The organism is Chelatococcus asaccharovorans, assembly GCF_003201475.1.
Taxonomy (GTDB): Bacteria; Pseudomonadota; Alphaproteobacteria; order Rhizobiales; family Beijerinckiaceae; genus Chelatococcus; species Chelatococcus asaccharovorans.
Map to the genome: position 1 here is coordinate 369532 of NZ_QJJK01000005.1, position 16098 is coordinate 385629.

The window sequence follows — 16098 nt, forward strand, 5'->3', positions numbered from 1 at the left end:
GGAGGGCAGATTCGCCCCCCCTCACACGCTTTGCCTGCTAAGGATCTGTTCTGGCGGCGTTTTATCTGCGCGGTTGGAATTTCGGGTTGCCGCTCATGCTGCGAACGTGTGTCAAGAATAAAAGGCAAGCAGATAATGCGCGAATCACGTATTCGGCGGCGGAATCATGAAAAAAAGCCCAGCTTTCACTGGGCTTTAAAATCAACGATGAGTATCGCTAAAATAGCGTCGATTAAGCGCTGAGCGCCTTGATCCGATGCGCGAGGCGGGACACCTTACGTGACGCGGTATTCTTATGCACGACGCCCTTCTGGGCGGCACGCATCAACTCAGGCTCAGCCGAACGCAGAGCAACCGCGGCTGCCGCCTGGTCACCGCTGCCGATCGCTTCCTCGACGCGGCGGAGGAATGTGCGGACGCGGCTCTTACGCGCCTTATTCACGGCCGTACGGCGTGCAATCTTGCGAGCCGCCTTTTTGGCCGACGCGGTGTTAGCCATCTCTAACCTCTTGATCGTCCCCGATCTGTCCGCACAACCTTGTGGAGGCGAGCGACCGGGATCGGCAATTGTTGAACGGTAGAAGAGGGCAGCGCCGAACGCCACCCATCCTGATGCGCGGCTTATACGGCGTTGCGACCCAAGCGTCAACGCTCGTCTTGCATTCTTCTTTACGATGGAAGTGCGGGGCGGAAGCCGCGATGAAACCGCTTGCCTGACGGCCTGCAGCCGGCCCACCTCATCGCTGGCAGGTTGCGCAGAAGAACGTCGAGCGCCCGCCTTGGGTCATGCGCGCGATGGTGCCGCGGCAGCCCGGCGTCGGGCAGGCGGCGTGCTCCCGGTCGTAGACGCGGAAGCCATGCTGGAAATAGCCGAGAGAGCCGTTCGGCTGGGCATAGTCGCGCAGGCTCGAGCCGCCGGCCGCGACAGCCTCGGTGAGGACCTCGCGGATCGCCGTCGCGAGCCGCCGCGCCCCCGCCGTGGGCCGGCCGGCTGCCGTGACGAGCGTGCCGGCGGCGCGGCGCGGTGAAAGCCCCGCCCGGTGCAGGGCTTCGCACACATAGATATTGCCGAGGCCCGCGATCAGGCCCTGGTCCATCAGCGCGGCCTTCAACGGGGTTTGCCGCCCGGCCATCAGGCGGGCGATGAGATCCGCATCGAGTTCGTTGCCGAGCGGCTCGATGCCGAGTTTCGCGATCAGGGGATGCTGGGCGAGCTCGGCGCGCGGCACCAGGACCATGAAGCCGAAGCGCCGCGCGTCGTTGTAGGTGACGATCAGGCCGTTGGCGAGGTGGAAGACGACGTGATCATGGCGGTGGTCTTCGCCCGCCGCATGCTGAAAGGCGCCGGGCATGGCGCGTCCGGCCGCCGCCTCGATGAGAAAGCGGCCGCTCATGCCAAGATGCATGATGAGGACGTCGCCGCTCGAGATATCAGCCAGGAGGTATTTGGCGCGGCGGCCGAGGCCGATGATCGTTTGGCCGCCGAGCCTGTCGGGGAAGCGCGCGGGAAAGGGAAAGCGCAGGTTGGGGCGCCGCTGCTCCACCCTGGTGATGACCGTGCCCACCATTGCCGGTTCGAGGCCGCGCCGTACGGTTTCAACTTCGGGAAGTTCGGGCATGAAGGGTCCTGGAGCGCTGCGTCAGTGCGGCTTTCATCGAGCGGCCGGTGTCAGATAGCAATCGCCGATGGCTTCCGCCAGCGCGAGGCCGGAGCGGTGTCATGGAATGCGATGATTTCCAATAAGATAGAGACTCAATAGGATAGAGGCTTGGAGCGACAAGATAGAGACTTGGAGCGACCGAATGGCCCTTTCCCCCCGCGGGCCTCATGATCTATGGTCGGCGCGCTTCGACAGCTTCATCAGTTCCAACAGGGATGCGAAACCACGGTGACCCCGGCGAATGACCTGACGCATTTCGGCTTTTCCGAGGTGCCCCTCGACGAAAAGCAGACGCTGGTGAACGACGTCTTCCATAAGGTGGCGCGCCGTTACGACGTGATGAACGACCTGATGTCGGGCGGGCTGCATCGCGCCTGGAAGAATGCGCTGGTGTCGTCGCTGCGGCCGCCGCGGAACCGCCCCTTCGCCCATCTCGACGTGGCCGGCGGAACGGGGGACGTCGCTTTCCGGGTGCTCGATGCGGGCGGCGATCAGACGCGCGTCACCGTGCTCGACATCAATGGCGACATGCTGGAGGTCGGCAAGGACCGCGCGGGCACGCGCTACGGCGATCGCATCACCTTCGTGGCCGGCAATGCCGAGGCGCTCCCCTTCGGCGATCGCGAATTCGACGCCTATACGGTGGTGTTCGGTATCCGCAACGTGCCGCGCATCGACAAGGCGCTGGCGGAGGCCTACCGCGTGCTGAAGCGCGGCGGGCGGCTGCTCTGCCTCGAGTTCAGCCATGTCGACGTGCCCGGCGCCGACGCGATCTATCGCGCCTACTCCTTTAATGTCATTCCCGCCGTCGGGCGCATGGTCACCGGCGATGCCGAGCCATATCGCTATCTGGTTGAATCGATCCGTCGCTTCCCGACCCCGCAGGCCTTTTCCACCATGCTGGAAGATGCCGGCTTCCGCTCCGTCAGTTATCGCCCGATGACCCTGGGCGTCGTTGCATTGCATTCGGCATGGAAGCTCTGATGGCGGGCGCCTTCGGCCCGCGCCGGGCGCAGGGGGGGCGATAGCGTGGCGCTCTCCGACATCTGGCATATCCTGTCTTTCGCCCGGGTCGGCTTCGTGCTGGCGCGCGAGGGCGCCTTCGGGCTGTTCGATCAGTCGCTGCTGCCGCCGGCCGCAAGGGCCGGTGTCCGTCTTGCCCGCCTCATCGAGCGGCGCGGGCGCGGCGACGGGGCGGAACGGCTGGCCGCCGCGCTGACGCGGCTCGGGCCGTCCTACGTCAAGTTCGGCCAGTTCCTGGCCACACGCCCCGATGTGGTGGGCATTCGCGTCGCGCGTGATCTCGAAGCCCTGCAGGACAGGATGCCGGCCTTCCCCAAGGCGGAAGCGGTCGCGATTGTGGAGGCAACGCTCGGACAGCCGCTCGATCAGGTCTTCGCGAGCTTCAGCGATCCCGTTGCGGCGGCTTCCATCGCCCAGGTGCACCGTGCCCGGCTGGTGGATGCGCGCGGCGGCCGCGAGGTGGCGGTAAAGGTGCTGCGGCCCGGTGTGCGCGAGCGTTTCAACGCGGATCTCGCAGCCATGCGCTTCGGAGCGCGGCTGGCGGCACGCTTCCTGCCGGACATGCATCGCCTCAAGCCGGTGGAGGTCGTCGAGACGCTGGCGCGCTCCGTCGTGATGGAGATGGACCTCCGGCTCGAGGCGGCCGCGCTCTCGGAGCTCGCCCAGAACACGGCGGACGACGTCGATTTTCGCGTACCCGCCGTCGAATGGGACATGACCGGGCGGGACATCCTGGTCAATGAATGGGTGGAAGGCTTGCCGCTGTCGGATCTCGCCGGCATCGAGGCGGCGGGTCATGACCGCGTCGCCCTTGGCCGCGCGGTGATCCAGACATTCCTGCGGCAGGCCCTGCGCGATGGCTTCTTCCATGCGGACATGCATCCCGGCAATCTCTTCGCGGGGCCGGACGGCCGGCTTGTCGCGGTGGATTGCGGCATCATGGGGCGTCTGAGCCCGGAGGAGCGTCGCTTTCTCGCGGAGATCCTCTACGGTTTCATCACCCGCAACTACCGCCGCGTCGCCGAGGTCCATTTCGAGGCGGGCTATGTGCCGCATCGCCATAACGTCGCGGATTTCGCCCAGGCGATCCGCGCCATCGGCGAGCCGATCCACAATCGGCGCGCGGATGAGATCTCGATGGCGAAGCTGCTGACCTTGCTCTTCGAGATCACGGCGCTGTTCGACATGCAGACACGCACCGAGCTCGTGATGCTGCAGAAGACCATGGTCGTCGTCGAAGGTGTGGCGCGCAACCTCGATCCCAAGCTCGACATGTGGTCCACCGCCGATCCCGTGGTGCGCAGCTGGATCGAGCAGAATCTGGGGCCGCTTGGCCGCCTCGCCGATGTGGGCCGCAACGCCAAGGAATTTGGCGGGTTCCTCGGCCATCTGCCCAGCCTCCTCACGCGGGGCGAGCGGCTCGTCAGCGATGTCGAGCGCATGGCGCGGGACGGTGTCCAGCTCGATCGCGACAGCGTGGCGGCGATCGGCCGTGCCGAGGCGTACGGAGGACGCTCCCGTACAGTTGCGCTCTGGCTGGTCGTGGTTCTGCTTGGCCTGATCTGGCTCGCCATGTAATTGGCGTTATTTCGCGTCGAAACCTGCGAAATGGGGTAAAGCCCGGCTCACGAATGTGCTAATTGTTCGCGCAGAACGTTTCGGGCGCGAGCGCTGGAGTCCTGGATTGCAGAAGCGCATTCTTCTCATCATCGCTGGCGGGATCGCGGCCTACAAGTCGCTTGACCTGATCCGGCGCTTGAAGGAGCGGGGTTATGCCGTGCGCGCGATCCTGACGCCTGCCGGTGCGGAGTTCATAACGCCCCTGTCGGTCGGCAGCCTCTGCGGCGAGCGCGCCTTCACCGACATGTTCTCGCTGACGGACGAAGCGGATATCGGCCATATCGCCCTGTCCCGGCAGGCGGACCTGCTCGTGGTCGCACCGGCCACCGCCGATATCCTCGCCAAGATGGCCCAGGGTCACGCGGATGATCTCGCGAGCACGGCCCTGCTCGCCACCGACAAGCCCATCCTCGTTGCCCCTGCCATGAACCCGCTGATGTGGGAGCATCCGGCCACGCGGCGCAACATGGCCCAGCTTGTGGCGGACGGCGTGCACGTTGTCGGACCCAATAGCGGGCGGATGGCCGAGCGCGGCGAGGAGGGGCCGGGCCGCATGGCCGAGCCGCTGGAAATCGTTGCCGCCATCGCGCTGGCGCTCCAGGGAAATGCCGGACAAGCCGGTGCGGCGCTGCCGCTCGCCGGCCGACGCGTTGTCGTGACATCGGGGCCGACCCACGAGCCGATCGACCCCGTTCGCTATATCGCCAACCGCTCGTCCGGCCGGCAGGGCCATGCCATCGCCGCGGCGGCGGCGGCTTTGGGGGCCGAGGTCGTGCTCGTTTCGGGGCCGGTTTCGATCCCCGACCCCGCCGGTGTCACGGTCCGCCATGTGGAGACCGCGGTCGAGATGCTCGCGGCGGTCGAGGCGGCACTGCCGGCAGATGTCGGCATCTTCACCGCGGCCGTCGCCGACTGGCGGGTGGCGGGCGAAGCCTCGCAGAAAATGAAGAAAACGGGCGCCGCGCCGAAGCTCGCGCTGGTCGAGAATCCGGATATCCTGGCCACCGTGGCGAAGCGCGCCGTGGATCGTCCGCGACTTGTCGTTGGTTTCGCGGCCGAAACGGAAAACGTCGTCGCCTATGCCAAGGCCAAGCGTCAGCGCAAGGGCTGCGACTGGATCATCGCCAATGACGTCAGCCACGCGACAGGCATCATGGGCGGGGACAACAACACGGTGCATGTGGTGACCGCCGATACGGTTGAGGATTGGCCCGACCTGCCGAAGACGGAGGTGGCCGCCCGGCTGGTGGCGCGCATCGCCCGCTTATTTCAAGAGGATAGGCCATGAGTATCGAAGTGGGCCTGCGTCGGCTGGCCCATGGCGAGGGTTTGCCCCTGCCGCGTTATGAGACGGCGGATGCCGCAGGGCTCGATCTCACGGCCGCGGTGCCGGACGGTGAGCCTTTGACCTTGCTGCCGGGTGCGCGCGCCCTCGTGCCGACGGGGCTCGTGCTCGCTCTGCCGCGCGGCTATGAAGGACAGGTGCGGCCGCGCTCCGGGCTGGCCCTCAAGCAGGGGCTGACTGTGGCCAACGCGCCTGGCACCATCGATGCGGACTACCGCGGGGAACTGGGTGTCATTCTGATCAACCTGGGCCAGGAGCCCGTCGTCATCGCGCGTGGCATGCGCATCGCGCAACTCGTTATCGCGCCGGTCGTTCAGGTCGCCCTGCGCGAGGTCGAGGCCGTTGACGAGACCGCACGCGGCAGCGGCGGCTTCGGCTCGACTGGCGCTTGAATTTCTGATCGAGAGGAGCCATCCGCCATGATCTTGCTCTCCAGGCGTAGCCTTCTCGCCGTAGCAGCGGTCGTTGATGTCGCCATCCATGCGCGGCCGACCCCTGTCGCGGCAAAGTTTCTGGCCGCGCGCCACAACCTGCCGCCTCGGCATCTTGAAACGGTGCTGCAGCAGCTCGTCCGCGCCGGCATTTTGAAGGGCGTACGGGGTCCCCGTGGAGGCTATGAGCTCGCCCGGGAGCGCCGGCGCATCTCGGCCGGCGACATCGTGCGCGCGGCCATGGACGAGGATGATGACAGCGGTCTGCCAACCCCCGATTCGCTCCTCGTCGATCGCGTCATCGGTCCGACGATCCGAGAGGCGAGTGAGACCTTCCTGGCGAAGCTGGACGAGATCACCGTCGAGGACCTCTGCCGCAAAGCCGACGCGATAGCCGTCTTTGAGTCTCCGCCCGCCGCTGGTGATTTTACGATTTAGATCGTATAATATTTATATCATCGCGACTTTTATGTGATATAAATGCCGAGATCAATCCGGGACGTCTGTCCCGCGCAACGGAGAAAGCGCCATGGCGGGCACATCGAATGGATCCACCGGCGACCGCGCACCAGGCCGCGGCCGCATCTATGATTCCATCACCGAGACGATCGGCGACACGCCGATCGTGCGGCTGCGCCGGTTGGAGCAGGAACGCGGCTTGAAGGCGCACCTGCTTGCGAAGCTTGAGTTCTTTAATCCGATTGGGAGTGTGAAGGACCGCATCGGCGTGAACATGATCGCGTCCCTGGAAGAGCAGGGATTGATCAAGCCGGGCGCGACATTGATCGAGCCGACCTCGGGCAACACGGGTATCGCGCTTGCCTTCGTGGCGGCCGCCCGCGGTTACCGCCTGATCCTCGTGATGCCGGAGACGATGTCCATCGAGCGGCGCAAAATGCTGTCGCTGCTTGGCGCGGAACTTGAGCTGACCCCCGGTCCCCAGGGCATGCGCGGCGCCATCAACCGGGCGGAGGAGCTGAAGGCCTCGATCCCTGGTTCCATCATCCCGCAGCAGTTCCACAATCCGGCCAATCCGGACATTCACCGCCGCACGACGGCGGAGGAAATCTGGAACGACACCAAGGGCGAGGTTGATATCATCGTTGCCGGCGTCGGTACCGGCGGCACCATCACCGGCATCGGCCAGGTGCTGAAGCCGCGCAAGCCAACGCTGCATGTTGTCGCGGTCGAGCCTGAAGATTCGCCGGTTCTCTCCGGCGGTCAGCCCGGCCCTCACAAGATTCAGGGCATCGGCGCCGGTTTCGTGCCGGAGGTGCTCGATCGTTCCGTGATTGACGAGGTCGTCACGGTCGGCAATCAGACCGCCTTCGACACGTCGCGTCTGCTCGCGCGGACGGAGGGTATCCCGGTCGGCATTTCCGCCGGCGCAGCGCTTGCCGCGGCGCTCGAAGTCGCCGCCCGGCCGGAATCGGCCGGCAAGACCATCGTGCTGATCATTCCCGATTTCGCCGAGCGTTATCTCTCGACCGCCTTGTTCGAAGGGCTGTAGGCGCGGAACGCGGCGTGCCACCTCTCCCGGCTGGGAGAGGTCGGCCGCCTTGCGGCCGGGTGAGGGCTCTGATGGCTCTTATGGAGCGGCCGACATAATCCGGGGCAATCACCGCCATAAAAAAGGCCGGCGAAAGCCGGCCTTTTCGTATCGGAGTGCGGAGGGCAGCGCCTTACTCGGCGTTGCCGTCCTTCTGCTTGGCCTCGAGGTCCTCACCGGTCTCCTGGTCCACCGCCTTCATCGAAAGGCGGACCTTGCCGCGCTCATCGAAGCCGAGGAGCTTGACCTTGACCTTCTGGCCTTCCTTGACGACGTCGGTCACCTTCTGGACGCGCTGTCCGGCGAGCTGGGAGATGTGGACGAGCCCATCGCGGGAACCGAAGAAATTCACGAAGGCGCCGAAGTCCGTGGTCTTCACCACCGTGCCTTCATAGATCGCGTTCAGCTCCGGCTCGGCGGCGATGCCCTTGATCCAGTTGATGGCGGCAGTGATGGACTTCGCATCCGACGACGCAACCTTCACCGTGCCGTCGTCGCCGATATCGATCTTGGCGCCCGTCTTCTCGACGATCTCGCGGATCACCTTGCCGCCGGAACCGATGACCTCGCGGATCTTGTCCTGCGGGATCTTGATGGTCTCGATGCGCGGGGCATATTCGCCGAGCTCGGCGCGCGCCGACTTCAGCGCCTTGCCCATTTCGCCGAGGATGTGCAGACGGCCGCCCTTGGCCTGATCGAGGGCGACCTTCATGATCTCCTCGGTGATGCCGGCGATCTTGATGTCCATCTGCAAGGCGGTGATGCCCTGATCGGTGCCCGCCACCTTGAAGTCCATGTCGCCGAGGTGATCTTCATCACCCAGAATGTCGGACAGGACCGCGTAGCGCTCACCCTCGAGGATCAGGCCCATGGCGATGCCGGCGACGGGACGGCGCAGCGGCACGCCCGCGTCCATCAGCGACAGCGAGGTGCCGCAGACGGTGGCCATCGACGAAGACCCGTTGGATTCGGTGATCTCCGAGACGACGCGCAGCGTGTAGGGGAACTCGTGGTGCGGCGGCAGCATGGGATGCACGGCGCGCCATGCGAGCTTGCCATGGCCGATTTCGCGGCGGCCGGGCGAACCCATGCGGCCCGTCTCGCCGACCGAATAGGGCGGGAAGTTGTAGTGCAGCAGGAAGGTTTCCTTATAGGTGCCTTCCAGCGAGTCCACGAACTGCTCGTCGTCACCGGTGCCGAGCGTCGCGACCACCAGGGCCTGCGTCTCGCCGCGGGTGAACAAGGCCGAGCCGTGGGTGCGGGGCAGCAGGCCGACTTCCGAGACGATCGGACGGACGGTCTTGACGTCGCGGCCGTCGATGCGGGTGCCGGTGTCGAGGATATTCCAGCGCACGATCTTGGCCTGGACTTCCTTGAAGACGATTTTCACCTGCTCGGCCGGGAAACGGACCTCGCCGTCCTCGGGGAGAAGGGCAGCGACGACCTTGGCCTTGGCGGCATCAACCGCTGCATAGCGCTTCTGCTTGTCGACGATCTGGTAGGCGGCGCGCAGATCCGCCTCGGCGATCTCGAGAACCGCCTTCTCGATCTCCGAGAGGTCCGGCGCGGCGATGTCGCGCGGCTCCTTCGCGGCCTTCTCGGCGAGGCGGATGATCGCCTCGATGACCGGCTGGAAGGCGTTGTGGCCGAACATCACGGCGCCGAGCATCACATCTTCCGGAAGCTCCTTGGCTTCCGATTCCACCATCAGCACCGCGTCGGCCGTGCCGGCGACCACGAGATCGAGGTCGGAGGCCTCCTTCTCGGTGACGGCCGGGTTGAGCTTGTATTCGCCCTTGACGTAACCGACGCGCGCGGCGCCGATGGGGCCGGTGAAGGGCACGCCGGACAGCGTGAGGGCGGCGGAGGCCGCAACCATCGATACGATGTCCGGGTCGTTCTCCAGATCGTGCGTCAGAACGGTGACGATGACCTGGGTGTCATTGCGCCAGCCGTCCAGGAACAGCGGGCGGATCGGCCGGTCGATCAGACGGGAGACGAGCGTCTCCTTTTCGGACGGACGGCCTTCGCGCTTGAAATAGCCACCGGGGATGCGGCCGGCTGCATAGGCCTTTTCCTGGTAGTTGACGGTAAGCGGCATGAAATCGATGCCGGGCTTCGGCTCCTTGGCCGCGACGACCGTCGCGAGAACCGTGGTCTCACCGTAGGTCGCGAGAACCGCGCCGTCGGCCTGGCGGGCGATGCGGCCCGTCTCCAGGGTCAGCGTGGTGCCGCCCCAATTGATCTCTTCGCGTTGAATATCAAACATGGATTCTCATCTCTCATGGTCTTCAGGCCCGCAGGCCGTGAGCCGCTTGAGGCGACGCCATGAGCAAGACGGCGAGAGGCTCTATCGAATGATGAGCATCCGGCGATCCTGCCATGGTCGTCTGGCCCGGCCGTTCACGCAACACGCCCGGCCGTTCAAGCAACCTGTGTGAGGGAGACTTTCGGACAGAATGGCCCGTCGGGTCCCTCGCGGCGGGCGGCCAGCCCCTGCTGTCCGCCCGAGGCGTAGCGTAAAACATAGCCCATGGGCCGATTTCACGATACGCAAGGATCGCAGCGTCACGCTGCGTTCTGGAGCATGGCCGCGACGAGCGGGTTACATCGCTCTTTGCCGGTCCACTGACCCGTGCGGCCCCGACCGCACGGTTGCTCCGACAGGCCGGCATGGCCTGCTGCCGACCTCGGCCCAAAGGGCCGATTTACGTCTGCCTACCGCTCTCCCCGGCTGGGGGAAAGCGGCTGCCGTAGCTCATTCCCAGACACCTGAGCCATCCAAGCGCGCAGGCTTCCAGGCTCGGGTCCTTCTTGCTCAGGTCCTCGGAGCGGCGAGCCTCGCAATACGAGGCGCGTCACCGCGCGATGGCCCCTGGTACCAAACGATCCCGGCACCGCCCATCGGCGACGGGATCGCAATGACGATATCAGCGACGAATGCCGAGGCGCTCGATCAGGCTGCGGTAGCGCGCCTCGTCCTTGCTCTTCAGGTAGTCGAGCAGCGAACGGCGCTGCGAAACCATCTTCAGCAGGCCACGGCGGGAATGGTTGTCCTTGGCGTGGGTGCGAAAATGCTCGGTCAGATTGACGATGCGCGTCGTCAGGATAGCGATCTGCACCTCGGGAGAGCCGGTGTCGTTGGCGACCCGGCCATATTCCTTGAGGAGCTCTTGCTTGCGCTCGGCAGTGATCGACATCGATATCTCCTTGACGTTGGCCTAGCCGGGATGTCGTCCAGCGAGGTCGGTTGAAGCGGCACACGGGCCACATGGTGCCGTGCTATACACGAATCCCGTGGGAAAGCCAGCGTGAAGCGCAGTTGCGCTTGACGCGTTCAGAACCCGCCTGAGAGGTTGAAAACGCGTCGCGGGACGATTTCACCCCCGGCCATGTCAGCGACAGCGACGAGCCGGCCCTGGCAAGTCACGGAGAGAGGCCCGTCGATCAGAGGCGCGTCGCGGCCACGCAAAAGAACGCCCTGGCCGCGCGCGAGACGCGCCGCATCGGGCCGGCTGACCGCCACGGACGGCAGCTCCTCCAGCGCCGCTTCCACCGGAAGAACCGCCGCAACACCTTTACTGGCCGCCGGCTGCGCCGCGCTCTGCTCGTTTCGCTGCAGGTCTTCCAGAGTGACGGCGCGGCCGGTCGTGAAGGGGCCAACCCGCGTGCGCCGAAGGGCCGACACATGGCCAAAACAGCCGATGGCGAGGCCGAGATCGCGCGCAATGGCGCGGACATAGGTGCCCTTGCCGCATTCGGCCTCGAACACGCTGTGATCCGGCGTGTGGCTGACGAGCGTCAGCCGGTCGATCCGGACCGGCCTGGCCTCAAGCTCGACGATCTCGCCGCCGCGCGCCAGATCATAGGCGCGCTCGCCGGCGATCTTGATCGCGGAAAAGCGGGGCGGCACCTGCATGATATCGCCGCTGAAGCGCGGCAGGACAGCGGCTATGGCGGCCTCATCGGGACGAGCGTCGCTGGTCGCGGTCACGCTGCCCTCGGTGTCGTCCGTATCCGTCTGGCTGCCCCAGCCAACGGTGAACTGGTAGGCCTTGCGGCCGTCCATCACAAAAGGCACCGTCTTCGTCGCCTCGCCGAGCGCGATCGGCAGCAGTCCTGACGCCAGCGGATCGAGCGTACCGGCGTGGCCGGCCTTCTTGGCCTGCAGAAGGCGCTTCACGACGGCAACGGCGTGGGTCGATGTCATGCCGACCGGCTTGTCGAGCACCACCCAGCCATGCACGTCCCGCTTGCGGCGCGGGGGGTGCTGGCCACGGGCGGAGGAGGCCCTCGTGGACGGGGGCGGGACGCTCGGGGGCTCGTCGGCGATGTCGCTCATCGTGGCGCGCTCAAGGGGTCTCATCATCATCTTTTTTTGGGGAACGGGCATCCGGTGGGGAGTTCGGGTCTTCAAGGTCTGCGTCATCCGCGTCCGTGTCCCGCCGTGAAACGAGGTCGGCCTGGACTCGGCTGGAGTGCAGCAGGCTGTCGATGCGCGCGGCCTCGTCGAAGCTTTCGTCGAGTCGGAAGCGAAGCTCGGGCATGAATTTGATGCTGAGACGCCGCGACACCTCGCCGCGCAGGAAGCGGCGGTGACGCTGCAGGGCCTCGACCACCGCCTTCTCGTCCTTGCCGCCGAGCGGCATGACATAGATCGTCGCCAGCTTGAGGTCCGGCGACATCCGGACTTCAGGAATGGTGATGACATGCGCGGTGACCACGTCATCGATCAGGTCGCCGCGCGTCAGCACCTCGGCCATCGCGTGGCGAACGAGTTCGCCAACGCGCAGCGCGCGTTGGCTCGGGCCCGGGCCCGTGTCGAATCTTTTTTTCGGCATGTTTCCTAACTCCCGGGATCGGACCGGGATCCTAGCTACGCTGGTCATCCGGACGCGCCATATAACGGCCGGTCCGGGATCCAGATGCGATCACATTGACGCGAGGAGCGCGCGGTTCTGGGCCCCGGGTTCGCGGCCAAGCCGCGTCCCGGGGGAATGAGAGCCTCAAAGCGTGCGCTTGATCTCTTCGACGCGGTAGCACTCGATGAGATCGCCCGCGCGCATGTCCTGGTAGTTCTCGAAGGCCATGCCGCATTCCTGGCCCGCCACCACCTCGCGCGCATCGTCCTTGAAGCGCTTGAGCTGGCTGAGCTTGCCTTCGTGAATGACGACACTGTCGCGGATGAGGCGCACGTTCGCGCCACGCTCCACGGTGCCGTCGAGCACGCGGCAACCGGCGATCTTGCCAACCTTCGACACGTCGAAGATCTCCAGGATCTGGGCTTCGCCCAGGCGATGCTCGCGCAGGAGCGGCGAGAGCAGGCCCGACATCGCCAGTTTCACATCGTCCACCAGGTCGTAGATGATGTTGTAGTAGCGGATTTCGATGCCCGTGCGCTCTGCAGCCTCGCGCGTTTCCTTGTTGGCACGCACGTTGAAGCCGAGGATGACCGCGTTGAAGGCCTCCGCAAGCGTGACATCGCTCTCCGTGATGCCGCCGACGCCGGAATGCAGCACACGGGCGGTGACCTCGTCGTTGCCGAGCTTGTCGAGCGCACCGACGATGGCTTCCACCGAGCCCTGCACGTCGCCCTTGACGACGAGCGCGAACTCCTTGCGGCCCGTGCCCTCCTTGAGGTCACGCATCATGTCGGTGAGCGAGCGGGCGGCGGTGACGCCACGCGCTGCCGCACGATCGCGCTTCTGGCGTTCGCGGTAGCCGGTAATCTCGCGGGCACGCGCCTCGTTCTCGACGACCGCGACGCGATCGCCGGCCTCGGGCGTGCCGTTGAAGCCGAGCACCTCGGCCGGAACCGACGGACCGGCTTCCTTGAGCTGTTCGCCGGTATCGGCGATGAGCGCGCGGACGCGGCCATATTCGGCACCCGCGACGACGATGTCGCCGACCTTCAGCGTACCGCGCTGCACGAGCACGGTGGCGACGGGGCCGCGACCGCGATCAAGCTTGGCCTCGACAACGGTGCCTTCGGCGGCGCGGTCGGGGTTGGCCCGCAGATCGAGAATTTCGGACTGAAGCTGCAGACCTTCCAGGAGCTTGTCGAGGTTGGCACCGGTCTTCGCCGAGACTTCGAATTCAAGCGTCTCGCCACCCAGCGATTCAACGACGATCTCATGCTGGAGCAGCTCCGTGCGCACGCGCTGCGGATTGGCCTCCGGCTTGTCGATCTTGTTGATCGCCACGATCAGCGGCACGTTGGCCGCCTTGGCGTGGTTGATGGCCTCGACCGTCTGCGGCATGACGCCGTCATCGGCGGCCACCACCAGAACCACGATATCGGTCACCTTCGCGCCACGGGCGCGCATCGCCGTGAAGGCGGCGTGGCCGGGCGTGTCGATGAAGGTGATCTTGCCGCCGAGCGGCGATGTCACCTGATAGGCGCCGATATGCTGCGTGATGCCGCCGGCCTCGCCGGACACCACGTTGGCGTGGCGGATGGCGTCGAGCAGCGATGTCTTGCCGTGGTCGACGTGGCCCATGATGGTCACGACCGGCGGGCGCGGCAGCAGGGTTTCCGCCTCGTCGGGCTCGTCGAACAGGCCCTCTTCCACGTCCGATTCAGCCACGCGCTTGACGGTGTGGCCGAGTTCCTCGGCGATCAGCTGGGCGGTGTCGGCATCGATCACGTCGGTGATCTTGTGCATCTCGCCCTGCTTCATCAGCAGGCGGATGACGTCGACGCCACGCTCGGCCATGCGGTTGGCCAGTTCCTGGATCGTGATGGTCTCAGGAATGACGACCTCGCGGCTGAGCTTTTCCTTCGGCTCGTTCGCACTGCCCTTCATACGCTGCAGGCGACGGCGATAGGCGGCGGCCGAATGGGTGCGCTCCTCCTCGGCCGTATGGGCCGTGGCGAGCGTCAGGCGGCCGCGGCGACGATCGTCCGTCCCGGGCGCTTTGGGGGCCTTCGGTGGCGGAGCGGGCGGCCGTCCCGGCACGCCGCTCGGGCGACGAATGACGCGCGGCGCTTCCGATTCCGCCTCGAGCGGGCGCGGACGGCTGGAGGGAACGGTTGCATTGAGCGGCGCGCGGCGTGGCGCTCCGCTTGGCTGGCCTGCACCAGCGGGGCGTGCGGCGCCACCGCTGCTCGGACCGGAATCGGGCCGGCGCGGAGCTTCCGTGCGCGGTGCGGCGGACGCCGGCGCGGCGGATTGGCCGGGGGCATCGGCTCCGAGGCGGCGACGCGCCTCGTCCTCCGCCTTGCGCTTGCGGTCCTCTTCCTGCCGGCGACGCTCGTCTTCCTCGCGCTTGCGGGCCTCGGCCGCTTCACGCTCGACGCGTTCCTGCGCTTCCTGGATGGCGCGACGCTTCGCGTCTTCCTCGGCCTGGCGGCGCTCCTCGCCCTCACGGCGCTTGGCTTCCGTCAAGGCCTGCAGGCGTGCATCACGCTCGTCATCGGTCAGGGTCCGCAGCACCACCCCGGTGGGGCGTGAAGACGCCTGTGTCGGACGCTGCGGCTGCTGGCCGGGTCGCTGCGGCGGCCTGGTCGGCGCCGGCGCCGGCTTGGGCGCAGCGACGGGCGGCGTGGTGGCAGCAGGAGCCCCTTCCTTGACATCGCCCGGTCCGATGACGCGACGCTTCACCTTCTCAACCACGACGGATTTGGTCCGCCCATGGGAAAAGCTCTGGCGCACCACGCCCTGTTCGACGGGGCGCTTCAGCGTCAACGTCTTCGACGTCACGCTCAGCGTCTTGTCGGTCGGGTTTTTTGTATCACTCATTCCGCTCGAATCCTGCGCCTTCGCGTCCATCCATCACCGGGCCGCGCGGCCCTGTGCCCAATTCGTCAATTGTACCGTCCGACGGGCCCGCCCTGGGTTCGTCATCCGCCACATAGCGCGCCAGTTTACGCCAGCGCGCCATAAATCCGTCGCTGCCAGGGCCTGCGATGAGGGCTGCATGTATCACATGTGCCCGGCCCAATGCCAAATCCAAATCGCCTTCTGCGAAAACATCGACGACGGCAACCGCCGCCGCTGTCTCCTGAAAGCCTCTCCGTAAGGCCTGTGCCAGCTTGCGCCGCCCGTCGGGCGCCGCCTCGCTGGCGTGGAGCAAGGCCACAATCGTGCCCTTCTCCGCAGCTTCCTCCACCTTGCCGAAGCCGGTGACCACCGCCCCCGCCTTGTTGGCGAGCGCCAGCGCCTGCAAGGCATCCCGGCGCATGAGCGCCGCGACTTCGTCGGCGAGCGCCGGCGAGGTCACCACGTCCCGCTTGAGGCTGCGCCCGAAGGCGCGCCGCTTGACCGCCTGCCGTACCGCCGCCGCCGTGCCGGTGACCCAGACGCCGCGCCCCGGAAGCCGGCGGCGCAGGTCCGGGACCATCGTCCCATCCGGACCGGCAACGAAACGGATCAGCTCGTCGGGATCCTTGACCTCGCGCGTGACCGCGCAAAGCCGCTCCTCCCGCCGCAGATCCACCGTTGCTTCGCGCCCGCCCGACATGGGGTC

At 66.3% G+C, this 16098-nt stretch carries 14 protein-coding genes; 6 read left to right on the forward strand and 8 right to left on the reverse strand.

What is annotated here, in order from left to right:
• Positions 1 to 232 precede the first annotated feature (232 nt).
• Together rpsT and mutM are read right to left on the reverse strand one after the other, a co-directional pair.
• The gene (rpsT, locus tag C7450_RS13865) at positions 233 to 499 is read right to left on the reverse strand and encodes a 30S ribosomal protein S20 (protein WP_110375022.1); all 267 of its coding nucleotides are present in this window, start codon (positions 497 to 499) and stop codon (positions 233 to 235) included.
• Between the two features lie 238 nt (positions 500 to 737).
• Complete coding sequence (mutM, locus tag C7450_RS13870; protein WP_110375023.1) at positions 738 to 1619, reverse strand: bifunctional DNA-formamidopyrimidine glycosylase/DNA-(apurinic or apyrimidinic site) lyase; 882 nt, start codon at positions 1617 to 1619, stop codon at positions 738 to 740.
• 270 nt (positions 1620 to 1889) lie between these two features.
• Between mutM and ubiE the strand changes: the two genes are divergently transcribed.
• The 6 genes from ubiE to cysK all read left to right on the forward strand — a co-directional run bounded on the left by ubiE (position 1890) and on the right by cysK (position 7590).
• Entirely contained in the window at positions 1890 to 2645 is a 756-nt protein-coding gene (gene ubiE, locus C7450_RS13875) for a bifunctional demethylmenaquinone methyltransferase/2-methoxy-6-polyprenyl-1,4-benzoquinol methylase UbiE (RefSeq protein WP_245449720.1), read from the forward strand.
• Positions 2646 to 2690: 45 nt separating this feature from the next.
• Positions 2691 to 4262 (forward strand): 2-polyprenylphenol 6-hydroxylase, encoded by a 1572-nt coding sequence (gene ubiB / locus C7450_RS13880; RefSeq protein ID WP_210206439.1) that lies wholly within the window; start codon positions 2691 to 2693, stop codon positions 4260 to 4262.
• A 106-nt stretch (positions 4263 to 4368) separates the two neighbouring features.
• Positions 4369 to 5592: a bifunctional phosphopantothenoylcysteine decarboxylase/phosphopantothenate--cysteine ligase CoaBC gene (gene coaBC / locus C7450_RS13885; RefSeq protein WP_110375025.1), complete on the forward strand. Its 1224-nt coding sequence runs from the start codon at positions 4369 to 4371 to the stop codon at positions 5590 to 5592.
• A complete protein-coding gene (gene dut / locus C7450_RS13890) occupies positions 5589 to 6041 on the forward strand; it encodes a dUTP diphosphatase (protein ID WP_110375026.1) in 453 nt (150 codons plus the stop codon). Before coaBC ends, dut begins: the two co-directional genes overlap by 4 nt.
• 27 nt (positions 6042 to 6068) lie before the next feature.
• A complete protein-coding gene (locus tag C7450_RS13895) occupies positions 6069 to 6518 on the forward strand; it encodes an RrF2 family transcriptional regulator (protein WP_110375027.1) in 450 nt (149 codons plus the stop codon).
• 91 nt (positions 6519 to 6609) lie between these two features.
• On the forward strand, positions 6610 to 7590 hold the full coding sequence (gene cysK, locus C7450_RS13900; RefSeq protein WP_110375028.1) for a cysteine synthase A: 981 nt from the start codon (positions 6610 to 6612) through the stop codon (positions 7588 to 7590).
• A gap of 172 nt (positions 7591 to 7762) precedes the next feature.
• On the opposite strand, the gene pnp is transcribed toward cysK, so the two are convergent.
• From pnp to C7450_RS13930, 6 genes are all read right to left on the reverse strand, one after another.
• Positions 7763 to 9898, reverse strand: a complete 2136-nt coding sequence (gene pnp, locus C7450_RS13905; RefSeq protein ID WP_110375029.1) for a polyribonucleotide nucleotidyltransferase — start codon at positions 9896 to 9898, stop codon at positions 7763 to 7765.
• 661 nt (positions 9899 to 10559) lie between these two features.
• A complete protein-coding gene (gene rpsO, locus C7450_RS13910; RefSeq protein WP_110375030.1) occupies positions 10560 to 10829 on the reverse strand; it encodes a 30S ribosomal protein S15 in 270 nt (89 codons plus the stop codon).
• A gap of 137 nt (positions 10830 to 10966) precedes the next feature.
• Positions 10967 to 11971, reverse strand: a complete 1005-nt coding sequence (truB, locus tag C7450_RS13915) for a tRNA pseudouridine(55) synthase TruB (RefSeq protein ID WP_245449721.1) — start codon at positions 11969 to 11971, stop codon at positions 10967 to 10969.
• Positions 11972 to 11981: 10 nt separating this feature from the next.
• Entirely contained in the window at positions 11982 to 12470 is a 489-nt protein-coding gene (rbfA, locus tag C7450_RS13920) for a 30S ribosome-binding factor RbfA (RefSeq protein WP_110375032.1), read from the reverse strand.
• A 165-nt stretch (positions 12471 to 12635) separates the two neighbouring features.
• Positions 12636 to 15371 carry a translation initiation factor IF-2 gene (infB, locus tag C7450_RS13925; RefSeq protein WP_110375156.1) on the reverse strand — a complete coding sequence of 912 codons (2736 nt, stop codon included), beginning with the start codon at positions 15369 to 15371 and terminating at the stop codon, positions 12636 to 12638.
• Positions 15364 to 16092, reverse strand: a complete 729-nt coding sequence (locus C7450_RS13930; RefSeq protein WP_110375033.1) for an RNA-binding protein — start codon at positions 16090 to 16092, stop codon at positions 15364 to 15366. The genes infB and C7450_RS13930 overlap by 8 nt, the downstream gene beginning before the upstream one ends.
• Positions 16093 to 16098 lie beyond the last annotated feature (6 nt).